Origin of the sequence: Cupriavidus yeoncheonensis (genome assembly GCF_905397275.1) — a bacterium.
Taxonomy (GTDB): domain Bacteria; phylum Pseudomonadota; class Gammaproteobacteria; order Burkholderiales; family Burkholderiaceae; genus Cupriavidus; species Cupriavidus yeoncheonensis.
Window position 1 is genome coordinate 51566 of record NZ_CAJPUY010000002.1, and the last position, 23075, is coordinate 74640.

Below are 23075 nucleotides of genomic sequence, written 5' to 3' on the forward strand. Positions count from 1 at the left end.
TTCAATTTCCTCCATTAAAGCCAGTAGGCGATGCGATGCTTGTAGCGGCCGAACACGGTGATCGCGACGCCCCATCCAATCAACGCCAGCGCCAGCGACACGTTCCAATTCGTCGCGGTTGGTAGTTGCCCCAAAAGAGGAGAACGAACAATCTCGAGCAGGTGATAGACAGGGTTCATATCCAGCAGGTAGAGGCCGGCTCGTTCAGGCAGGCTGCTCGGCAGCCACATAATAGGCGTTAAGTAGAAGATGACCTGCAGAACGCTATTCACCATTTGGGGGAGATCGCGATATCTTGCGCATAGGACTGCCAGAATCAAGGCAACCCACATCAGATTAACAATCGCCAACAACAAGCCAGGAATGCTCAGAAATGCAACAATGCTTAAGGGCTTGCCCACTATTAGGAAGACGAGCGGCAAGATCACGATATTGTGAGCGAGAATCAGGAGATTTCGCCAAATCATGCGCAGGATATGGACGAACAATGGAATGGGGAGTTGTTTAATAATCCCTTCCGCAGCGATAAATCCGGTGCACCCTTCCATAATAACGGAAGAAACAAAAGTCCAGAGAATCATACCCGCGCTAAGATATGGCAGAAACTCCTTCAAGGGCGATTTAAAAATCTGGCCAAACACGACGCCAATAGTACCAATCATCACCCCCATACTAAGGGTAAGCCAAAATGGCCCCAGGGCCGATCGCCTGTAACGTTGACGCACATCTTGCCACCCCAGCATCGCTACTAAGGAATAGCGCTTGGATGCCGCTCCTATATCAGAAATAGCAATATTTGCCGAACCGTTCCGCATTAGAAATACCGAGTTAGTCACAAATTTACAATTACGAGGATATAAGCCCCCGCCGCAGTACGAGCATCAAATTACGTCACGTATGAAGTATCAGGAGTGCATTTACTGTCTTTCAGAATTTGGTGGTACAACTTCACGTATGACGCCGCCATCTTTTCCGCCGTAAATTCGGATTCAAAGCGCTGCCGAGCCTTGCCGCCCATGGTCGTCGCAAGGCCACTGTCGGCATATAATCTATCCATTGCACTTCGAAATGCGAGTGGATCTCCGGGCGGCACCACCAGGCCCGTCTCGCCATCGATGTTGATAAAGCTACTTCCTGTTCCGATTTCAGAGGAGATTAATGGTTTACTATTCATGGCACCCTCAAGAAGCGTTACGCCGTAAGCCTCAGAGCGCAAATGCGATGGGAATACCACAGCTCGGCAAAGTTTCAACAATGCCATTTTGTCCTCATCCGGCAATGCACCGAGAAAATGAACGTTGTCGAGCTTTAGTTGCTCCGCTTGCTTGCGCAATTGAAATTCGATTGGGCCGGCACCCACGATAACAACTTGAAAAGGTGCTCCAGCGATCGCATCGAGCAAAATATGCAAGCCTTTGTAGTAGCGGATAACACCGACAAACAGAAAAAAACGGTTTCCGAGTCGCGCCTGCCAATATGCAACCCGATCGGGGCTAACCGCCGGATAGCTGGCCTCGTTCAGGCCAATGGGTATGACTGAAACTTTGCCGCGGAATTGCTGCAGGGTCTCACTAGTTTCTACATAATTTGGAGACGTTGCGACAACGGCATCCATGCTACTGATAAACTGTCGCATCAGCGGCCGATAGAATTGCAGCAGAGTACGCTGACGCACTATATCTGAATGATAAGTAAGCAGCGACGGCTTTCCAGGACGTGCAGCCAAATGCAACACGTCACCGAAAGGCCATGGAAAGTGGTAATGAATGACATCCGCCCACGCCGATGCGTCGCGAAACGGTTTGAGCGCGGAAAGTGAGAGTGGCGTTGAGGCTATATTTATGCATGAAGGCGCCTGGATGACCTCAATGTCACCATCATGGACAAAACGCACACGGGGCGCAGATTTGCTGAGCGTGAAGACCCGCCCTTCCACGCCCAATGGGCGGGAAGATAGGGCAATTTGACGTATCACTTGCTCGACGCCGCCAAAGGAATCAGGATAGTACGTTTTGAAGACGTGTAATACGCGCATAATTGGTCCGGCAGCTCAGATGACGCTTCGGTAGACTTCGGCAGTTAGACTCGCGGTATTTTCCCACGACAGATGAAGCGCACGCTCCCGACCCAAGGCGATGCATGTGTTACGTGAATTCTGATCCTCCGCCAGCCGCTCCATCGCTGCCACGAGATCGTCTACGCTAAGCGCATCAACTTCCATGGCTGCGCCAGCGGATACCTCCGGCAACGATGAACTGTTCGACGTAATGACAGGCACTCCCGAAGCGAAGGCTTCGAGTACGGGGATACCAAATCCCTCATATAACGAGGGGAACACGAACACCCCGGCATTGGCATAGATTGCCTTGAGGTCCTTCTCTCCCGTAATGGATTCGAGCCATACGACCCGCTCCCCCTTTGCTTGCGCGGCACGAATCGCTTCAACCTCCGACTTGCAACTCCAACCTGCCCGCCCGACGATCACAAGCTGACATGATTCGCGGACGCTCTTTGGCAAGGTAAGATACGCCGCCAAGATTCGCGCGACGTTTTTGCGAGGCTGAAGGGTGCCAACAAAGAGGAAATATCCAGGTATCAGGCCGAACCGGCTAACAACGGTCGCCGCGTCGGCCGTTTCGACCGGCTGGAGCCAGTGGCGATCAATGCCGCACGGCACCACTGAAATCTTGCTTTCCTCGATTCCAAAGAATTCCACCAGATCGGGAATTGATGCGCGCGCATGAGCAATGACATGATCAGCGATGCGCCCCGCCTGTCGAATCTGCCAGTTCTTTAGCCAGCGCAGTCGGGAGGAAGTCCACTCCGGATGTTTCAGAGGAACCGCATCATGGAGTGTTGCAACGACCGGACAATCCATTCGCACGACGTGAAAATCCGTGGCATGGTACACGTCAATCCGTCCCTCGGTGCGCAATGGCCAGCCCAGGCTGCTGAAGGCTGCCTGGGCATGGAACGACCGGGGAAATGCGATACTGCCGGAGACGCTGGTAGTTTTAGCAGTCCTGCGAACTAGACCCGGAGAAGAGTAGAAGCACGGCGTAGGCTTGCACCGTGAGTTGGGAAGCGCGCGCGCCAATGCTGCAGTGTAGACACCAATGCCATCGGCCCTTGTGCCGTGCCTCTGGAAACTCAGGCCAACACGAAGCTCGCCTTGAAGTTCCTCTTCAAGCAGCTCGGTCATGCTGCATACATCCACTGCAAGGTCTCTTCGAATGCAGGCCTTTCCAGATCGGGGACTAGCTCATCCAGCTTCTTGGCAGAGCCAATCAACGTGCGGACTTCATTCTGACGGACGAATGCCGGATTGACACGGACCTCGATCTCATATCCGGCCGCGCGCTCCATAGCCGCAATGATGTCGCGCAAACTATATGGGCGGCCGCTGCAAATATTGACCGTTTCCCCGCTTGCGGCCCCGCGCAACAGCGCAGCATAGGCACTCGCCACTGTACGCACATCGGAAAAATCGCGCGTCACATCTAGATTGCCGAGCTCAATGGATGCCTCGCGCCGCTTGAAATGGGACACGATCTTCGGCACCAGGAATTGGCCAGCCTGGCCGACTCCTGTGTAATTGAATGGTCTGGTCAGTATGATGGGGAGCCGGTCAAACCAAGTGCGCACCATGTACTCCATCGCCACTTTGCTCGTCGCGTAGTGGTTGACGGGCTGCGGCGATTGGCTTTCCTCAATCACGCCTTCACACGCGTTCCCATACACGTTGGCGCTACTGGCTACAAGGATCTTCGCAGGCTCATGGCCAACGTCGGCGCAGGCCTGCAGCAAGTTCAACGTGCCAAGGACATTGACCCGGTAGAACGCTAGTGCATCTTCATGCGCGACAAAGCTGATAGCTGCGAGGTGCGCGATATAGTTCGGCCGATACTCGTCGATGACGCGTCGGCACTGTTCTATATCCGTGATATCAAGCGCTACGTCGCCCACGCCGCCACCTTCAACGTCGGCACAGGTTTTCACCACAGCAATACCAGCTTGCTGCAGTGCGTCGCTGAGGTAGCGCCCTGTAAAACCTCGAGCTCCAGTGAGCATAGCGCGCATGGTTAGCTCCGTAGACACCTTAAAAGGAGAAGCCAACCTGATTCCTCCGCAGATCGGCCTCAACCATCATCTGGCATAGTTGCTCGAGTGTCGTATGAGGTTGCCAACCCAGCTTTTCCTTGGCCTTGGCGGGGTTGCCGATAAGCAATTCCACTTCGGACGGTCGATAGAACTTCGGATTGATGCGAACTATGGTCTTGCCCGTCGCGGCATCAATGCCAACTTCGTCTTCAGCGCGGCCCTTCCACTCGATCGAAACCTCCACAGCCTTGAAGGCCATCGTCACGAAGTCCCGGACAGTTTCCGTGCGATTGGTGGCGAGAACGAAGGTATCTGGCTCATCAGCCTGCAGCATGCGCCACATCCCCTCGACATACTCCTTGGCAAAGCCCCAGTCCCGCTTGGCATCCAGGTTGCCGAGCTCAAGCACGTCCAGCTTGCCCAGTTTGATCTTCGCTGCCGAATCGGTGATCTTGCGTGTTACAAACTCGCGCCCGCGCAGTGGCGACTCATGATTGAACAGAATACCGCTGGAGCCAAAGATGCCGTAAGACTCGCGATAGTTGACGGTAATCCAGTGCGCGTACAGCTTGGCAACGCCATATGGGCTACGCGGGTAAAACGGTGTAGTCTCGATCTGCGGGATGGCCTGCACCTTGCCGAACATTTCGGAAGTTGAAGCCTGATAGAAGCGAATCTTAGGATTGACGATTCGGATAGCTTCGAGCAGGTTAAGGGCCCCCACACCCGTGATCTCGGCAGTGGTCACAGGCTGCTCAAATGAAACCCCGACAAAACTCTGGGCGGCCAGATTGTAGACTTCGGTGGCACCACTGGCCTGGAGCAGGCGAATACACGTGCTCAGGTCGGTCAGGTCGAACTCCACAAGGTGAAGATTTGGGTGATGGGTAATTCCCAGTTCATCCATCCGCCAGAAATTGACCGAACTGGTCCGACGATAGGTGCCATAGACCGTATAGCCCTTTTCCAGCAAGAGCTCAGTAAGATAGGCACCATCCTGGCCAGTCACGCCAGTGATTACTGCAGCACGTTGAGTCATTGTTCGGTTCCTGAAGAAAAGTTAATTGTCTGCGCTTTTGCAAGGCCGCCGGCGCCATCCTCAAACAGCTTGCTGGCCAGCTGCTGGGCGCTCTCGCGCCAGGTGATGGGGCGAATTTTACCCGCCAACGCCCGACGCTCGTCCTTTGTCATCTTCGAAATGTGATCCACTGCTTCTTGCAGCGAAGACGGTACGCCCAATTGGAAGTACAGTGCACCGTCTCGACCGACCTCGCGGAACACAGGGATATCGCTCGCGAGTACCGGTACCTGGTGCATTGCGGCCTCAACGATTGGCAAGCCATAGCCCTCAATCGTCGAGGCGGCAATCAACGCGGTTGCATTCTCATAGCAGCGGTTGATCTCTGCGTCGGTGAAATCCTCGATCACAAACAACTTTTTCCCATTCATGGGATGGTTGCGAATCCTTGACACCAGCGCCTCAACGTGCCAACCCTGCTTTCCAGCCAGACACAATCGTGCATCGCCGCCCGCAGCCCAGATCCGCTCAAAGGCATCGAGGACAAAACCATGCCCCTTTCGCGGTTCAATCGTGCCTACCAGGAGAAATAGTGGCGACTGGTCTGTGATCACGTCCAGTACGGCTGCCCGAATTTCCGCTTCCCGATCAATCTCCACCAAGTCTGCGCCGAGGTTCCAATGCTCTAACAAAAGCGGGCGCGGGGGTGCCTCCCCCAGCCTTGCCAAGTATGCTTCCAGGGTCGTCTTCACGGCTCCCGAAATGCAAATCAGCATATCGCTTTCCCCTACCGCTAGCCGCAGCCATTTGCTGAAGACGGAAACTAGGCCTGGGCTGCAAAACTCAGGATGCAGGATCGGGATCAGGTCATAAACCACAGAGATGACGCGCCCCCCGAACTGCCTGACTTGCTCGAAGACCGGCAGGAACTGCTCATATTGTTCCCAGGACGAGTCGATCATCAGCAGGAAATCGCCGGGCTGAACATCGATGAACGATTCACCATAGGCGTCACGCTCGCACTCAAACACCGATGCCACCACGCCGCTGGCGCGAACCAGCCTGCCCTTCACGAGCCGCACAATTTCAATGGGGGGCGTTTCCGTGCCCCGGCACAGTTCCCTGACGATATTGCGGACCACACGTTGAATTCCGCTACGCGCGTCGTTCTTGGCCAACTGCGTGACATCGATCAGGAGGCGCCGACGCCGATTGAGCCTCAGGTTATGGCCGACGCTGGTAGAGATCCGATCAATCAATAATTCATCAACCGCAGATCCATGCAAAACCTGTGCAACTTCATCGACTAGGCGCGAAGGCGAAAGGTAGTAAGCATTATCGACAATCGACTGGAGATCCTCGGTACGGTCACCTGCCATGTCAACCACGGCAATCGGAGGGCACCAACCGTTGGCGCAATGTCCCTGCAGTGCCCTTGCGGAATGCTCTGTTTGGGTAACCACGACCAGACAGGATGCCAATAGATGCTGGGTTGCTGGCGGCCTAGTCCGATCGCCACCGATGCTGCCATTTGCAGGCCGAAGAAGCGCACGGACTCCCGCTTCAGGGTAATTGCCCGCCAGTCCCGAAGAACCCAGCACAAGTACACCTGGGTTGGCACGCATTTCATACAACAGTGATGCGGGCGGTGATGGGCTCTCGCACGCGTAGATCGTCAGTCCGCAACCTGACGCGCCACCAAAGGGCGCCGGCTCGGCCGAACCAGGAGTGATCGTAGCCGGCGAGCTCGGCTGCTCCTGCTCTAGAACGTTCGCAAAGACAGACAGCCGGCTGGCGAGTTGCCTGGCAAGATCTGGTTCATGGCCAGAGCGGACAGCATCAGCGGTGACAAGTGAAACTGCAGGCCGTAACGAATCACCTACCGGTGCAGCATCATTGGCGCTGTATCGAGGCAGTTCCATCGCTTGCTCGATAGCCGTCCAGGCTTTCGCACCTACATCATCCCAGCTGAAAGCCGCTGCCCGAGCAAGGCCAAATGTCTTCAGCTCCTGCCGCAAGCTTTCATGTGCGAGCACATTTGATAAGGTCCCGGCGATGGACTGCGGATCCTCAGCACTAAACAGCACATCGGCTCGACCCATGACTTCCGGAATCGAAGAGTTATTGGCCGCAATGACCGGCGCCCCACAGGCCATCGCCTCCAACACCGGCAGGCCGAAGCCTTCATAAAGAGATGGAAAAACAAAAACTTTGCACTGCTGATAGAGCGCGACAAGTTCATCGTCATCGACGTGGCCAGTCACAACAATGTCATCTTCGCTCAGGCCAAGCGCCTTCGCCTGTTTCCAGAACGTCAGACGGTCTCCCGTCTGGTTGACCACAAGCTGATGTGCGCGTCGCACCGCCTCGGGCAGGCGAGCAAAGCCCTGCAACATGCCCGATAGATTTTTGCGGTAGTCAGCATTCCCGGTATACAAAACGAAGGGGCGCTCAATGCCAAGCCGGGAAATATCCCCGAGGGCTTCGCCCGGAGCCTGCGGACGAAACCGCTGATCCGCAGCACCACCGATGACGGCAATTCGGTGCGGATCAATACCAAGCTGCTGGATGGCATCCTGACGCGTCGCCTCCGAGATGGCCAGCAGCAGGTCGAATCGTTTCAGCTGTTGAAGGCGCTTTGTGTACCACGCCTTATACGAAGGCGAGCCATTCAAGTATTGCGCAGGGAAGAGCCACGGAATCAAATCGTACAAGACGGCCACACGCAGGCTGGACCCCACACGAACACCAGGATCGGGCACAACTCCGTTTTCGCCCCAACCTTCGAATGGACTCAGACACAGGACTGCGTCGGGAGCGAGGACTCGATAGGCTCCGCTTACCAGACCTGCGGCTAACCGTTCATCCTCGGGCGCAGAAACACCGCAATGACGATAACTGGCCAAACGCCCTGCGCCCAGCGTGGGAGACAAGGTAGCGCGCAACTCGTCACACGCCTTGCTGAACTGCGCATCCGCCAAAGCATGCATTTGATGCGAGCCCCGGGAGCGCACTAGCGCCTCTGTCAATGCCAGCGCGTATCTGCCAATGCCGCGCAATCGGGACGTGGTTTGGCAAGGAAGCAAATCAAGCAAAAGCCGCATCAGGAAGGCTCCCCGGAGATCTTATTTTCTGTGTGCAGCCGATTGATTAGTGCCGCCTTAAACATCTGTGCATCTTCGGTGAGATACGGGACGACCAGCACCTCATTAGCTATAGCACCGCGGACGCGGCGCATCAACCAATCCCAAAACCCCGGGAATTGCCTGGCGATCCACCTGAGGATCGGGCGCAACCATGCCTGAGCCTGCACAATCGGCACCAATGCCCTGATCACGCGTTTCGAGATTGCCAAAGCACTCGCTCTTGGCCGTCTGATTGCAGGCAGCGTATTGGCGAACGCCCGCAGCGGCTTGGTAAGTCTCCATGACGTACTACCATACACAGCATCGAGGCTGGCCTGCAATCTGCGGTTCTCGGTTCGCATCTGTTCGAGTTCCGTGCAGAGAGTCTCGTAACGTCGAACCACCTTGGCAAGGTCCGATTCCCGTTGTCTAGTTTGTCTTGCCATCTCCGCTCTTTCGGCTACATCGGCCTGCCGTTCCTCGACCCGACCCACAGAAACCATGCGATCAATAACGAAATCGTCAAATACGTTAGGGGGTACTCCGAATGCGCCTTCCAGATTCCGCTGCTCCTCGGCAACGTAAAAGCGATTCAGTCCGTCGAAATAGACGAAGCTATATCCAGCCAACAGAACGGACGACTCCCACAGCTGATGATTCGGCTCGGTACTATTGGGCTTGGTGGCTTCCACGACCAGCACCCAAGGACGCCAGACCTTCAAATTGAGGCCCTTCAGTACTGCGCCCTCGGCACCCTCCACATCAATTTTGAGAAAATGAACGGGGCCAGTTGCATAGCTGTCTAGAACGTTTGATAAGGTATCGACCTCGATTTGATGGGCGACCACATCAGTGCCACCGGCACGATATGCGTCGGCAACCGTAGGATCAAGCGTTGAAAGCCCGCGCTGCGGGACAGAGTAAAAGGAAGCTATCCCCTTGGACTCCCCTACCGCGATGGGCAAATTAACGTCCCGCGTTCGCGCCTCGCTGAGGCGACGCCAGTAGTCGTGCTCCGGTTCAATGTTGATACCCGACCAGCCGTGCTCGTAGAAAAGCCTCGTAACTGAGTCAACGTCCGGGTCATTCGCACCAACGTCGACATAGAAGCCGTTGGAGACTTGCTTTAACGCGCGCCACAACACGATGTCTTCGAGGTTCTGCGCGTACGACGTAATGGTCATTACCTTACTGTTCTGGACATGGGGGAGCCAGTGCCCGTTCTGGCACAAAGCATCCGGGACCTTGTTAGCTCAGCTCTAGGAATTGACCAGGAAGCCTGTCATCCCGGACTGGCGCCCCCTCACATGGTGCTGACTCAACAAGGTGCAGACGAGCAGCGCGGACTTCGGTTCTTGCCGAAAAATAAGGCAACAACAGGCGGCTAGCTAATGCATCAGGCGTTAGTGACGAACACACCGGACCGTTGCCATGAGGTATTACACCATTTACTCGTCCGAATTTTCCTAAACTACCCGACCATACGAATCTGCAAAGCGCACGATATCGTCTTCACCCAGGTACTCGCCACATTGCACCTCAATCAGCACGAGATCCATCACACCGGGATTAATCAACCGATGCTTATGCCCGGCCGGAATATAGGTAGACTGATTCGGTTGCAGCGAGATAATCTGCTCGCCGTTAACAACGTTGGCGGTCCCGCTCACCACAATCCAGTGCTCGCTGCGGTGGTGGTGCATTTGCAAAGACAGCTGCGCACCGGGCTTCACCACGATCCGCTTGATCTTGAAACGGTCACTCTCTTCCAGCACCGTGTACGTACCCCATGGGCGGTGCGCTGTCTTATGGATCTTGTAGCTATCATGCCCGTTCTGCTTGAGCTGACCGACGATGTGCCTCACGTCTTGCGTACAATCGCGGTTTGCCACCAGCAGCGCATCTGGGGTATCGACAATAATCAGATTGTCTACACCCACAGCACCGACCACTCGATCATCGCTCTTGATATAGCAATTGCTGACACCATGCAACAGCGCATCGCCATAGATACGATTACCCTGTGCATCCGGTGGCGTCAGTTCGCTAATGGAATGCCAAGAGCCGATATCACTCCATCCCATATTGCTCGGCACGACCGAGACGCGATCCGATTTCTCCATGATCGCGTAATCGATAGAGATGTCCGTGACACGCTTGAAGTGTGCCGCCTCGAGTTCCAGAGCGCGGCAACAATCAGCCGTCGAAACAGCACCAGCAGCAAAGCTGCCTTCACAAGCCCGAAGCAGGTCGGGAGTAAAGTGATTGAATTCCTTGAGGATGGTCTTCACGCTGAAGCAGAACATCCCCGAGTTCCAAAGATGCGAGCCACCCGCAACGAGCGCCTCGGCGACGTCCAGCTTCGGCTTTTCGACGAACCGGACCACAGGATGAACGCCGTCCAATCCTCGCTTCGTATCGAACTCGATATAGCCATAGCCAGTCTCGGGAGCGGTCGGGCGAATACCGAACGTCACGATGCGCCCTTCGGCCGCAGCCGCAGCCGCAGCATTCACTGCGGACTGGAACTGTTCGAGGTCTTCAATCAGGTGATCTGCAGGCAACACCAACATCACCGCATCCTCGCCGTGATGCTGCTTGACCCAGCATGCCGCCGATGCCACTGCCCCTGCCGTATTCCGGCCAAACGGCTCAAGCACAAACCCAAGCGGAATGCGATCCTCATTCACCTCCTGGCACTCATCCCGAGTCAGGAAAAAAGTCTCCCGGTTTGTGACGACCACGACCTCTGGCACATCCTCAAACAAAGTCGCCCGCTTGAAAGTCTTCTGGAGCAGACTTTCCCCATCCGCAAGCTTCAGCAGCGGCTTGGGGAACGCCTCACGGGAAACCGGCCACAGCCTGGTTCCTGCCCCACCGGAGATAATGACTGGAATGATTTGCATGTTTGACCGCTTCTCTTGGCTTAGTCGCGAATTGTAACGGAGCGCTCCAGCCCCCCTGTAATAGCCGTGTAAATTTGTCTTGCCAGCTGTAAGGTTCGGCGCAAGCCGACCATCTGTACTTGCCAAGAGCACGCCGTACTGCTAGCACACAAATTTGAAACCGATCCCACCATCTAAAGACCCAAACCGCTGCAACAAGCGACGCGAGCTTCACTCAACCGGGAGTGTAATTGTGAATTATGCATCACAAATAACAACTCCTACCGATACACGTGCTTACAGAATCGGGGGAATGCGGGAGTTCAGCAAGAGCCGTTCCTGTCACCAATCGTGTAGCCCGCCAGCACAGCCGGGCGGAATTGCCTTTCACGATCAGTGTGCAAGGCTCGCGCTCTTGTCCCCGCCACATCCATTGGCACCATCACCATGTATGTGTATGCCGTTTGACGACAATTACATGAGGGCAGACTGCTCCACATCAACTAGCTCTAGAGCAGAGGGGTGGCGACTTTGCAGAGCAATCCTGCATGCGCTGACAAGACCAAGGGCCTGTGCACCAAGCGTTCAGACATCCAAAACGTGGTGCAGCCCAAGTCATCTAGCCGGCCCGATGGTCGGCTGTTGGCGCGAACCCAGTATTTTGGACGAACCTGCTCAAAGAAAGCAACCGCTTGCTCCAAGATGCGTCCTTGTCTGCCCGCAATAAGGGGGGCGATCACGAAGCTGCCACGCGGCTAGTTGTCCAGGCGAGACACACGGAGCCGCGAGGACCTTGAGGCCCTGGCCTGCCATCCGACGAATGGCGCAGCACTAGTGCAATGCCCAGCCAGACCATGCGCACCGGTTGCAGTTGTCGTAGACAACTGGTTGTGGGCCAACGTCCTGCACACTTGGCCACTTTCTTGCCGGTAACTTGTATCGAGCAAGTGTCGAGTTACCTGCGTTCCCCATTCCACCGCGCGACTTCCTAGGTCACGCAAAGACTTCCGCCTCTGCCAACCGCCTGCCTGCTGCATCCTTGGCAGCAAGGACTGGCTGACCTTCAGTAGGCCATTCGATGCCAATCGTCTCATCACTCCAAAGAAGGCTGCGCTCATGCTCCGGGTACCAATAGTCAGTCGTCTTGTAGAGAAACTCCGCTGACTCGGAGAGGACTACGAAACCATGCGCAAACCCCTCAGGTACCCAAAGCTGTTTCTTGTTGTCAGCGCTCAGCCTCACACCGACCCATTGTCCAAATGTCGGCGACGATCGGCGCAGATCTACGGCAACATCAAAGACTTCGCCTGACACAACACGCACGAGCTTCCCCTGAGAATGCTGGATCTGATAATGGAGGCCGCGGAGCACATTCTTCGCCGAACGGGAATGGTTGTCCTGAACAAACTCGGGCCGCAGCCCAGTGGCCGTCTCGAAGTCCCTGGCATTGAAGCTTTCAAGAAAGAATCCACGGTCGTCGCCGAACACCTTCGGCTCAAGAACCATTACGCCATCAAGCTTCGTGGCTGTTACCGTCAATTTCATTGTTTCGGCCCCTCTTACCGAATGCCGTCCAGGAGAAGGCGCTGCAGGTATTGCCCATACGAATTCTTGGCCAAAGAAGCCGCCAACTTGGCCACCTGCTCGGCACTGATCCACTTGCTTCGATAGGCAATTTCCTCCGGACACGCGACCATCAGTCCCTGGCGCTTTTGCAGCGTTGCGATGAAGCTCGCGGCATCGAGCAACGAGTCATGCGTACCCGTGTCCAGCCATGCATAGCCGCGGCCCATGATTTCGACATTCAGGCTGGACATCTCGAGATACCGCTTGTTGACATCGGTGATCTCAAGTTCGCCACGGCCTGACGGCCTGATATCAGCGGCAATGTCGCAGACCTGGTTATCGTAAAAATACAGCCCCGTCACTGCGTAGTTCGAACGCGGCTTGACCGGCTTCTCTTCCAGAGATACGGCTCGAAATCGCTCATCAAACTCCACAACGCCATAGCGCTCCGGATCCTGGACGTGGTACGCAAAGACCGTAGCCCCCTGCTCTTGCTCCGCGGAACGTGTAAGCTGGCTAACCAGATCGTGCCCGAAGAACAGGTTGTCCCCAAGGATCAGAGTGCTCGGGTCATTGCCAACAAATTCACGGCCAATGATGAACGCCTGGGCTAGTCCATCAGGCGATGGCTGCACAGCATATTGGAGGTTCAGCCCCCACTTGCTGCCGTCCCCCAGCATCTCGGAAAAGCGCGGCGTGTCTTCGGGCGTGGAGATGACCAGGATGTCCCGGATCCCCGTCAGCATCAGCGTGGACAACGGATAGTAGATCATCGGCTTGTCATACACTGGCAGCAGCTGTTTGGAAACAGACCGCGTGATCGGGTAAAGCCGAGTGCCGGATCCACCGGCCAGGATAATTCCTTTACGCATGTCGACCCCTGTTATGGAAGGATCTGGTCCAGCAAATGGTGGACCCCCTGCTTCCAGTCCGGTAAGTAAATGCCGAAGGTTTGCCGCAGTCGCGTGGTATCCAGACGAGAGTTGGACGGTCGCGGCGCCGGCAGCGGATACGCCGTGGCAGGAATGGCTTCGATTTGTTCTGGATTGACCTTGAGTTCAGCGCCATGCGATTTTGCATAGCGAAGGACTTCCGTGGCATAGGCGTGCCAGGTTGTCTCACCGGCGGCTGCCAGATGATAGATGCCGCCGGCAAAGGCGTTGCGGTCACCCGCCAGCCAGTGGCGAGCGACGATCTGGGCCGTGACGTCTGCAACAAGCGATGCGGTGGTGGGCGCACCAAACTGGTCGGCAATGACACGCAACTGGTCACGCTCCTTGCCCAGACGCAGCATGGTCTTGGCGAAGTTGCCGCCGTGCACACCGGCCACCCAGCATGTCCGCAGCACCAGCGCCTGCGCCCCCGAGCCAGCGATCGCCTGCTCGCCGGCCAGCTTGCTCCTGCCATATACGGACTGGGGATTGACCGCGTCCGTTTCGATATAGGCGCCGTCCTTGGTACCGTCGAACACGTAGTCCGTCGAGTAATGCACCAGCAGACTGCCAAGCGCCTTCGCCTCTTCCGCCAGGATGCCGGCAGCAGCGCCGTTGATGGCAAAGGCCATTTCGGCGTCTGATTCGGCCCTGTCGACCGCGGTATATGCGGCAGGGTTGACGATCACATCGGGCCGATTCTCGCGTATCACCTGGCGCACCACATCGGGATTTGTCAGGTCGCACGCGGCACGGTCCAGAGCCACCACGTGGCCGAGCGGCGCCAGACTGCGGCGCAGCTCGAATCCAACCTGCCCATTGCAGCCGGTGATAAGAAGCGTCGGCGCCTCCGGATTATGCTGCATAGTGCTTCGCCACCCAGTTCCGATACTCGCCCGACATCACGTCCTGCACCCATGCGTGATTGTCCAGGTACCACTGCACGGTCTTGCGCAGCCCTGTCTCGAAGGTCTCGACAGGCTTCCAGCCCAGTTCGCGTTCCAGCTTGCGGGCGTCGATCGCGTAGCGGCGATCGTGGCCCGGCCGGTCTTTCACGAACTGGATCTGGTCGCGGTAAGAGCCACCGCTCTTCGGGTGGAGTTCATCCAGCAAGTCACACAGTGTGTGGACGACATCCAGGTTGGTCTTTTCATTCCAGCCACCCACGTTATAGGTCTCGCCTGGCCGTCCGCATGCCAGCACTTCTCGAATGGCGGAACAGTGATCGCCGACATACAGCCAGTCACGCACATTCAGGCCGTCGCCATAAACAGGCAACGGTTTGCCAGCCAGTGCATTGGCAATCGTCAGCGGGATCAGCTTCTCGGGGAAGTGGTAGGGCCCGTAGTTGTTCGAGCAGTTTGTGGTAAGGACCGGCAAACCATATGTGTGGTGGTACGCGCGAACCAGATGATCCGAGGCGGCCTTGGATGCCGAGTATGGGCTGTTAGGCGCGTACGGGGTCGTTTCCGAGAATTGCGGATCGTTCGCGTCCAGCGATCCGAACACCTCGTCCGTGGATACGTGGAGGAAGCGGAATGCGGATTTGGGCGGTTCTTCCAGCGAACCCCAGTAAGCGCGAGCGGCCTCGAGCAATGTAAAGGTTCCGACAATATTCGTCTGAATAAACTCCCCGGGACCATGGATGGACCGATCAACATGGCTTTCCGCAGCAAGATGCACGACCGCCCGCGGCTGATATGTGGCGAACAGTCTGTCCAGCGCGCCACGATCGCAGATGTCCGTCTGCGAAAAGACGTGGCGACTGTCGCCCTCCAGCGATGACAGCGTCTTGCGATTGCCGGCATAAGTCAGCTTATCTACATTGACAACGCCATCCGCCGCGCTATTGCGCAACCATGCCAAAACGAAATTGGCTCCGATGAATCCGGCGCCTCCGGTGACCAAAATATGCGGCACGACGTGCTCCCTGCTTCGATATTCTCCGAAACCCGGCAAAAACCGACCGTCCACCATCTCCGTAACTGGAGCGCTAAGTGGGTGCAGAAGTCGAGGTATTCTATCGAACTCTATGTACTCGACGCCCTCGCACGGGCGTCGGTTTGTACGACGAGTAACAATCTCATTAGATTGGGGAATCTTCTCGAGAATTAGCCATGACTTCTCCTTCCTGCCCTCAGATGCGAACCTGATGTGACTTTTAAAGCATATTTCGCCATAGGCGACCTCCAAGGGTGCTCCGGCTCCTTCGACCAGCTTCTTGCCAAGCTCCCCGCCGGCAGCGGCCTCCGCCTAGTCGGCGACCTCATCAACCGCGGCCCCGCCTCCCTCCAGACCCTGCGCACCGTGCGCGGACTCGGCGCACGCGCCGAAACCGTCCTGGGCAACCACGACATCCACGCCTTGGCCGCGGCCGCAGGCCTCCGCAAGAACGGCAAATCCGACACCCTGCAGGACATCCTGATCGCCCCCGACCGTGAGGACTTGCTCACCTGGCTGCGCCACCGCCCCCTCGCCCTGCTTGAAGACGGCTTCCTCATGGTCCACGCCGGCGTCCTCCCCCAATGGTCCGCCGAGCAAGTCATCGACCTCGCCCACGAAGTCGAAGAACAGCTGCAAGGCCCCAACTGGCAAGACTTCCTGGCCGACATCTTCGGCAATGCTGCCGACCGCTGGCATGACGGCCTTCGAGGCGTCGAGCGTCACCGGGTGGTCATCAACGCCCTGACGCGGCTGCGCTATTGCACCGCCGACGGCGTGATGGACTTCAAGACCAAGGAAGGGCTGGGCAAGGCCCCGGCCGGCTTCATGCCATGGTTCGACGTGCCGGCACGCCGCACGGAGAATGTCACCGTGGTATGTGGGCACTGGTCGACACTCGGCCTGGTGATGCGACCGAACCTGATGGCGCTCGATACCGGCTGTGTCTGGGGTGGCAAGCTTACCGCTGCGCGGCTGGCAGCGGATCCTGCCGCGCGGACGCTCATCCAGGTGGAATGCCCGCAATATTGTGATCCGCTAGCCTGATCCTGTCGTCCCCGCCATGGCAGGGGACGACAGTTGAACTCAGCTCATGGCAGTGGGAGCTGGCTCGCTGGGTTCGCCCGAATCTTCCTGACTGCGCCGCACCGCGGCAGCAGCGGCAACTTCGTGTGCGCCCTGCTTCAGGTGAACGACCACTTCGCGCGCAGCGCCCGCCAGTTCGCGGCGACTGTCAGATGTGGGATGAAGCAGCGGTCCGATCGCAAGCCGTGCCTTGATGCGCGGCGCCTTCAGGATAGCGTTCAGGCAATCAAGCAAGCTCAGGTCACCAATGTAGGCCGGCGCCAGCGTCGGCCTGCCGGTCGCAGCATCCACATAGCTGAGTCCGAGCGGCAGCACCGGCAGTCCGCCCGAGATCGGCGCCTGCATCAGGTTGGCGTGAAACGGCAGCACATCGCTGCCGTCCGTCGTCGTGCCCTCCGGGAACACGCCGACGAGGTCGCCCTGCAGCATCACATCGGTAATGTCATGCAGCACGCGATGGGCATCGCGCTTGCGTGCGCGTTCGATGAACAGCGTGCCGGTCTTCTCGCACAGCCAGCCGATGACGGGCCAGCTACGGATCTCCGATTTGGCGACAAAGCGCACCGGCCGCCAGCTGTGAATCACATAGATGTCCAGCCACGAAATGTGGTTGGAAACCACAAGCGCGCCCTGGCTGCCGCCGTGCGTCGGCAGTTCACCGGCGATTTCGAGCTCGATCCCGCAAATCCGCAGCAGACGGCGCGACCAGCGCCGGATGTGCCATTCGCGTGAACGCACGCCCAGCCAGGGGAACAGCACCGCACACGTCAGCAACCCCCGCACCAGGTGCAGCACCAGCGCAGTCTTGCGCAGCCAGACCATGCGCGTGTCAGTGATGGTTGTGGTTGCCGTGAACGACCTGGCCACCAACCACCGTCATGCGCACCCTGCCCTCCATCTCATAGCCCAGCCACGGCGAGTTCTTGCCCTGGCTCTTGATGGACTGGCGCTCGACCTTCCAGACTTCCTTCGGATCGAATACACAGATGTCGGCAACCGCGCCCATTGCCAGAGTGCCGGCCTTCAGGCCTGCCACGCGCGCGGGCTCGGAGGTGATGCGGGCAAGGGCCTTCTGCAGCGGCACTTTATGCTCGCTTGCCCAGCGCAGCGTCAGCGGCAGCAGCAGTTCCAGGCCGATGGCACCCGGCGTGGCTTCGTCAAACGGCAGCAGCTTCTCGTCATCATCCACCGGCGTGTGGTCCGAGCATAGCGCGTCGATGGTGCCATCGGCCAGCGCGGCGACGATGGCATCGCGGTCGCGCGCGCCGCGCAGCGGCGGCGAGAAACGCATCTGCGAGTTGAAATAGCCGATGTCCACGTCGGTCAGCGAGACGTGGTGGATGTTGACGTCGCATGTCACCGGCAGGCCCTCGAGCTTAGCTTGGCGGACCAGTTCCAGCCCCGCTGCCGACGACAGGCGGCAAAGATGGACGCGGGCGCCGGTCGAGCGAATCAGATCGAAGATGGTATGCAGGCGCACCGTCTCGGCGATCACGGACACGCCCGACAACCCCAGGCGCGACGCCACCGCGCCACTCGCGGCCACGCCGCCCCCGAGGAACGGATCTTCCGGGCGCAGCCACACGGTGAAGCCGAAGGTCTGCGCGTACTGCAGTGCGCGCAGCAGCACCTGCGTGTTGCGCACGGGCGCCTCGGCCTGACTGAAGCCGACGCACCCGGCTTCAGTCAGCTGGTTCATCTCGGTCAGCACTTCGCCCTTCAGGCCCTGCGTCAGCGCGCCCAGCGGGTAGACGTGGGTCTGGTTCAGCGTACGGGCGCGGAACTTGAGCATCTCTACTAGTCCCGGCTCGTCGAGCACGGGGTCAGTGTCAGGCGGGCAAAGCAGGCTGGTCACGCCACCGGCGGCCGCGGCGGCCACTTCGGATTCGAGCGTGGCCCTGTGTTCGGACCCGGGCTCGCGCAGCCGGGCAGACAGGTCGACCAGACCCGGGCACACGATCAGGCCCTGGGCATCGATGGTCTTGTTGGCGGTGAAGTCCGCCGGCGCGCTGCCAACACCGACGATCTTGCCGGCGGCAATATAAAGGTCCTGCTGGACGTCGAGGTTCGCAGCCGGGTCGATCAGGCGGCCGCCCTGGATTTGAATTTTCATCAGTTTGCGCGAGAAACCTCAGCCTTCAGGCTGGGGAGGGATAGCGCGCGACGCGAAGCGTCGCCCCTGTTTTCGCTCTCCTTGCGTGCGGGCGCTACGAATGAATAACCATATCCGTCACCGCGCTGAATCAGCTTGCAATGCTTGTAGGAAATACCCTGCACTGCGCCAGATGCGGTCTGGATGTTAAAGGAACCGGTTGCCCGAACGGCGACCCGGCCGACATACGTACCAGTCTTTTTGCCGGAGGGGACCACCGCCTTGACCATGTCGCCGGTCTGAAACCCATATGCGTGTTTGCTTCGCATGAGAAAGCCGCGCGGGAAGCCGTGGGCTGTCAGCCGGGTCCTCTGATAGCTCCCTCGGCCAGTGCATTTGATACGCAGCACGGGTTGTTGCCAGTCCAGGACGGAATGCACTTCCCCAACGCAGGCTGCATCGAGCGAATGCGACTTGGGGATTTCGAGGCGCCGACGGTTGTACTTGGTCTGGCCGCCTGATCCTGTCTCGACCGGCAGGCCAAACGATTTGAGGGTCTCCAAGAGGGCGAAGCGAATGGTGTTCACCGCAGCGGCATCCCGCAATGGTGCCTTCGCGCGTGTCAGGATTCGCTTGGCGCGCGCTGGATCCTTGCCCAGAAATACCTCCAGCGGTAATTTTCCCTTTTTCTCGTTACATGGCCGGCAAGCGAGCGTGAGATTGGAAACGCGATCCGAGCCCCCGTTAGCCTTGGCGACAATGTGCTCAGTTTCCAACGGGCGATCTACCGCGTCGCAGTATGAGCAGGTTCGCCCAAACTTCGCCAGGAGATACTCCTTCACCTCGTAGCCAAGGAGAGTCCCTTGCTGGTATTCGACCCCGGAGATTTCGGGATTTTCCATCGCCTGCATATCAAAGCGGACCAGCTCCACGCCGGCGGCCTGAAGGGGGGCGAGGTTGCTGAAGCGGCGCACCCACGCTTCGGTGGTTACGACGCGGTGGCGAAGGCTAGGCGCAAGCCAGCCTTTAGGCTTGTGCCGATTGTCGAATCTGGCCGCGCGGTATCGAGTCTTGCGCCCGCGGCGGGCGCGCCGAATCGAACTGCGGGCAGTCAATGCCTCGCTGATCTGCCGGCCACGGTGGATGATCTCGGCCAGCAAAAGAACGTTAGCCCTGCGGGCTCCCACTGCGCCAAAGATCGCCTCACGGACGATTGCGACACCAGTCTCTTTGCTGCCCGGATCCAGTTTGAGGCGCAGGGGCTGGAGTTCACTGTCGCTCAGGTCCCGGTCAATCAGCCGGATCGCGAATGGCATCAGCCGATGCACGCGAGCGCGGCCACGCTCGAGCAGCAACCGCGCTCGCTTCTCACTACACGGCATCAACGGCTTGCCGTGCTTGCCCAACACAAAGACTGCCATGGCAATCTCCCCTAGATGGTTGCCCTTACGGGCCTGGTTACGCGCCCCTTACGGGGCGTCTCCCTTCGGCAATGTTGCGAATCGGCGATCTGCCCCGATCCGTTTCGTGCTTACCCTGTCGCTTGTCTGCAACCGGAGCTTCGAGAGGTTGGAACTAAGGAAGCATCCCAACGTCGGTCTTGCACCTATTCGCAACGTAGCGGGTTGGTTACCGCTTTGCCTGGTCAACTCGAGCTTGTCAGTTGCGTTTCAAGCTCCGGCCTTTGGGCCGGGGTAGTTGACAGCTTGGCTTGTCGTGTTCAGGGTGATGTCGTTCGGCTGCGGCATCAGTCGTTGTTTCCTGCCACGATCCCCATCACCGCCATGCGCACGGCGATGCCGAACGTCACCTGGTTCAGGATCACCGATTGCGGGCCGTCCGCCACCGCGGAGTCGATTTCCACGCCGCGGTTCATCGGCCCCGGGTGCATCACGATGGCATTGGGCGCGGCCAGCGCCAGGCGCTCGGGCGTCAGGCCGAATGCCTTGAAGTATTCCTGCGCCGACGGCAACAGCGCGCCGCTCATGCGCTCGTTCTGCAGACGCAGCATGATGACCACGTCCACGCCCTTGAGACCCTCTTCCATGTTGTGGAAGACGCGCACGCCCATCTGCTCCAGGCCGGACGGCAGCAGCGTGCGCGGGCCGATCGCGCGCACTTCGGGCACGCCCAGCGTAGTCAGTGCGTGGATGTCCGAACGCGCTACACGCGAGTGCAGGATGTCGCCGACGATTGCCACGCGCAGCTGCGTAAAGTCCTTCTTGAAGTGCCGGATGGTGTACATGTCCAGCAAGCCCTGCGTGGGATGCGCATGGCGGCCATCGCCCGCATTGATCACGTGCACGTGCGGTGCCACGTGCTCGGCGATCAGGTATGGCGCGCCGGAACTGGCGTGGCGAACCACGAACATGTCCGCCGACATGGCCGACAGGTTGTTGATCGTGTCCAGCAACGACTCGCCCTTGCTGGTCGACGAGGCGTTGATGTTCAGGTTCAGCACGTCCGCCGACAGCCGCTTGGCGGCGATCTCGAAGGTGGTGCGCGTGCGTGTCGAGTTCTCGAAGAACAGGTTGAACACGCTCTTGCCGCGCAGCAGCGGCACCTTCTTCACATCGCGGTCGGAATCGGACAGCGACACGAACTGGCTGGCGGTGTCCAGGATGTGCGTGATCATGTCACGCGACAATCCCTCGATCGACAGCAGGTGCTTCAGTTCGCCGTTCTTGGTCAGCTGCGGGTTGCGGAACGTCTTGGTCATGGGTGGTCAGGCGCGGGCAGGAATCGGGGGGTCTGGTCTCGGGGCCGGTGGACGAAAAATTGGCCGGTTCAACCGGCCGAGGATTCGGTGGAAAAAGCAAAGGTCGCCTGCGCGCCCTCGCCCTGGCGCGACAGCACGAAGGTGGCCTCGCGCGGCAGCTCGGTCTGCAGCGCGACAAGGTCCGCCGCAATCGGCAGCTCGCGGCCACCGCGGTCCACCAGCACACCCAGCGCAACACGCGCCGGGCGGCCATAGTCGAACAGTTCATTGACCGCCGCACGGATGGTGCGGCCGGTGGCCAGCACGTCGTCGATCAACAGGATCTTGCGGTCCTGCACGGCAAACGGCAGCGTGCTCGGCTGGGCCTGGCTGTGCAGGCCCTTCTTGGCATAGTCGTCGCGGTGAAAGGCGACATTGATGACGCCATGGCCGGGCAGTCCCAGGTCCGCCGCCAGCCGCTGCGCAATCCAGGCGCCGCCGGAGTGGATGCCGGCCACGGACCACTGCGCAGGCTCGGCCTGGATCAGCGCTCGGGCCTGGTCGAGCAACGCGCGGTACAGCGCCTCGGCGTCGGGATTGGTATGTCGGGTCATAGCGGAAGCTGGTCGAAATACTGTTGCAGGATGATGCGTGCGGCCTCGGCATCGAGTTCGCCGCGGCGCGCGCCGGCCATGGCGGCCATGCGCGAGGAATAGCGTTCGTCCACCCACTCCACCGGCAGACTGAAGCGCCCGTTGAGCTGGTTGCCGAAGCGGCGCGCAAGCCGCATGGAAGGTTGCTCGCCGCCTTCAGGATTGACCGGCATGCCAACAATCAGCTGCACCGGGGTCCATTCGCGGATCAATTCGCCCACGGCCTGGAAGCGGCCCTCGACGGACAGGTTCGGAACAATGGTCAGGGCGGTGGCGTGGCGCGTGACGAAGTTGCCCAGGGCAACGCCGATCTTTTTCTCGCCGTAGTCGAATGCCAGGACCGTGCCGTCGCGGGGCAGTTCGCGCCCCACGCCGTCAGGCATGCCCGGCCTCGCCCGAAAGCATGGTGAAGTCGATGCCCAGCAGGCGGACGGCTGCCGCAAACCGGTCTTCCGGCGGCACGCTGAAGATGATCTCGGGATCGGCCTGGACCGTGAGCCAGCCATTGCGGGAAAGCTCTTCTTCCAGCTGGCCGGCGCCCCAGCCGGAGTATCCCAGCGTCAGCAGGAAACGATGCGGACCACTGCCGTTGGCCACGGCTTCCAGCACGTCCTTGGAGGTGGTCATCTCCAGCCCGCCGGGCACCGCCAGCGACGACACGTAGATGCCCACCGGGTCATGCAGCACGAAACCGCGCTCGGTCTGCACCGGACCACCGAAATAAACGGGCTGATGGGCCACGGGCTGGATTTCCAGCTTGAGGTCGATCTTGTCGAACAGCGTGGCCATATCGATATCGATCGGGCGGTTGATCACCAGCCCGAGCGCGCCGCGCTCATTGTGTTCGCAAAGGTAGACAACAGAGCCCGAAAAGGTCGGATCGGCCATACCGGGCATGGCAATCAGGAACTGATTGGTCAGGTTGATGGGTGTGGGTGCTTCGGGCTTGGCCATACCTCGCATTTTATCAAATCGCCG

20 protein-coding genes are annotated in these 23075 nt (G+C 58.8%); 1 reads left to right on the forward strand and 19 read right to left on the reverse strand.

Annotation, left to right across the window (positions count from 1 at the left end):
• Positions 1-14: 14 nt before the first annotated feature.
• The 12 genes from KHO22_RS02520 to rfbB form a co-directional block, all read right to left on the reverse strand.
• Positions 15-815 carry an ABC transporter permease gene (locus KHO22_RS02520; RefSeq protein ID WP_230426727.1) on the reverse strand — a complete coding sequence of 267 codons (801 nt, stop codon included), beginning with the start codon at positions 813-815 and terminating at the stop codon, positions 15-17.
• A gap of 71 nt (positions 816-886) precedes the next feature.
• Positions 887-2035, reverse strand: a complete 1149-nt coding sequence (locus KHO22_RS02525) for a glycosyltransferase (protein WP_211945531.1) — start codon at positions 2033-2035, stop codon at positions 887-889.
• Between the two features lie 15 nt (positions 2036-2050).
• Entirely contained in the window at positions 2051-3202 is a 1152-nt protein-coding gene (locus tag KHO22_RS02530) for a glycosyltransferase family 4 protein (RefSeq protein ID WP_211945532.1), read from the reverse strand.
• On the reverse strand, positions 3199-4080 hold the full coding sequence (locus KHO22_RS02535; protein ID WP_211945533.1) for a GDP-mannose 4,6-dehydratase: 882 nt from the start codon (positions 4078-4080) through the stop codon (positions 3199-3201). The genes KHO22_RS02530 and KHO22_RS02535 overlap by 4 nt, the downstream gene beginning before the upstream one ends.
• Positions 4081-4099: 19 nt before the next feature.
• Entirely contained in the window at positions 4100-5140 is a 1041-nt protein-coding gene (gene gmd / locus KHO22_RS02540; protein WP_211945534.1) for a GDP-mannose 4,6-dehydratase, read from the reverse strand.
• Positions 5137-8223, reverse strand: coding sequence for a glycosyltransferase family 4 protein (locus tag KHO22_RS02545; RefSeq protein WP_211945535.1), 3087 nt, complete (start codon positions 8221-8223; stop codon positions 5137-5139). Before KHO22_RS02545 ends, gmd begins: the two co-directional genes overlap by 4 nt.
• Positions 8223-9428 carry an FkbM family methyltransferase gene (locus tag KHO22_RS02550; protein ID WP_211945536.1) on the reverse strand — a complete coding sequence of 402 codons (1206 nt, stop codon included), beginning with the start codon at positions 9426-9428 and terminating at the stop codon, positions 8223-8225. Before KHO22_RS02550 ends, KHO22_RS02545 begins: the two co-directional genes overlap by 1 nt.
• Positions 9429-9710: 282 nt before the next feature.
• On the reverse strand, positions 9711-11150 hold the full coding sequence (locus tag KHO22_RS02555) for a mannose-1-phosphate guanylyltransferase/mannose-6-phosphate isomerase (RefSeq protein ID WP_211945537.1): 1440 nt from the start codon (positions 11148-11150) through the stop codon (positions 9711-9713).
• 972 nt (positions 11151-12122) lie between these two features.
• Positions 12123-12674, reverse strand: a complete 552-nt coding sequence (rfbC, locus tag KHO22_RS02560; RefSeq protein WP_211945538.1) for a dTDP-4-dehydrorhamnose 3,5-epimerase — start codon at positions 12672-12674, stop codon at positions 12123-12125.
• 14 nt (positions 12675-12688) lie between these two features.
• Positions 12689-13567, reverse strand: coding sequence for a glucose-1-phosphate thymidylyltransferase RfbA (gene rfbA, locus KHO22_RS02565; protein WP_211945539.1), 879 nt, complete (start codon positions 13565-13567; stop codon positions 12689-12691).
• Positions 13568-13578: 11 nt separating this feature from the next.
• The gene (rfbD, locus tag KHO22_RS02570; RefSeq protein WP_211945540.1) at positions 13579-14493 is read right to left on the reverse strand and encodes a dTDP-4-dehydrorhamnose reductase; all 915 of its coding nucleotides are present in this window, start codon (positions 14491-14493) and stop codon (positions 13579-13581) included.
• Positions 14483-15547, reverse strand: coding sequence for a dTDP-glucose 4,6-dehydratase (rfbB, locus tag KHO22_RS02575; RefSeq protein WP_211945541.1), 1065 nt, complete (start codon positions 15545-15547; stop codon positions 14483-14485). The genes rfbD and rfbB overlap by 11 nt, the downstream gene beginning before the upstream one ends.
• Positions 15548-15781: 234 nt before the next feature.
• On the opposite strand from rfbB, the gene KHO22_RS02580 reads away from it, so the two are divergent.
• Positions 15782-16615 (forward strand): symmetrical bis(5'-nucleosyl)-tetraphosphatase, encoded by an 834-nt coding sequence (locus KHO22_RS02580; RefSeq protein ID WP_211945542.1) that lies wholly within the window; start codon positions 15782-15784, stop codon positions 16613-16615.
• A 39-nt stretch (positions 16616-16654) separates the two neighbouring features.
• On the opposite strand, the gene KHO22_RS02585 is transcribed toward KHO22_RS02580, so the two are convergent.
• From KHO22_RS02585 to KHO22_RS02615, 7 genes are all read right to left on the reverse strand, one after another.
• Complete coding sequence (locus tag KHO22_RS02585; RefSeq protein WP_211945543.1) at positions 16655-17476, reverse strand: lysophospholipid acyltransferase family protein; 822 nt, start codon at positions 17474-17476, stop codon at positions 16655-16657.
• A 7-nt stretch (positions 17477-17483) separates the two neighbouring features.
• Positions 17484-18767, reverse strand: a complete 1284-nt coding sequence (locus KHO22_RS02590) for a dihydroorotase (RefSeq protein WP_211945544.1) — start codon at positions 18765-18767, stop codon at positions 17484-17486.
• On the reverse strand, positions 18767-20167 hold the full coding sequence (iscB, locus tag KHO22_RS02595; protein ID WP_211945545.1) for an RNA-guided endonuclease IscB: 1401 nt from the start codon (positions 20165-20167) through the stop codon (positions 18767-18769). The genes KHO22_RS02590 and iscB overlap by 1 nt, the downstream gene beginning before the upstream one ends.
• 326 nt (positions 20168-20493) lie before the next feature.
• Positions 20494-21465: an aspartate carbamoyltransferase catalytic subunit gene (locus KHO22_RS02600; protein WP_211945546.1), complete on the reverse strand. Its 972-nt coding sequence runs from the start codon at positions 21463-21465 to the stop codon at positions 20494-20496.
• A gap of 68 nt (positions 21466-21533) precedes the next feature.
• Complete coding sequence (pyrR, locus tag KHO22_RS02605; RefSeq protein ID WP_211945547.1) at positions 21534-22058, reverse strand: bifunctional pyr operon transcriptional regulator/uracil phosphoribosyltransferase PyrR; 525 nt, start codon at positions 22056-22058, stop codon at positions 21534-21536.
• Positions 22055-22480, reverse strand: a complete 426-nt coding sequence (gene ruvX / locus KHO22_RS02610) for a Holliday junction resolvase RuvX (protein WP_211945548.1) — start codon at positions 22478-22480, stop codon at positions 22055-22057. Before ruvX ends, pyrR begins: the two co-directional genes overlap by 4 nt.
• Positions 22473-23051, reverse strand: a complete 579-nt coding sequence (locus KHO22_RS02615) for a YqgE/AlgH family protein (RefSeq protein WP_211945549.1) — start codon at positions 23049-23051, stop codon at positions 22473-22475. Before KHO22_RS02615 ends, ruvX begins: the two co-directional genes overlap by 8 nt.
• Between the last annotated feature and the right edge of the window lie 24 nt (positions 23052-23075).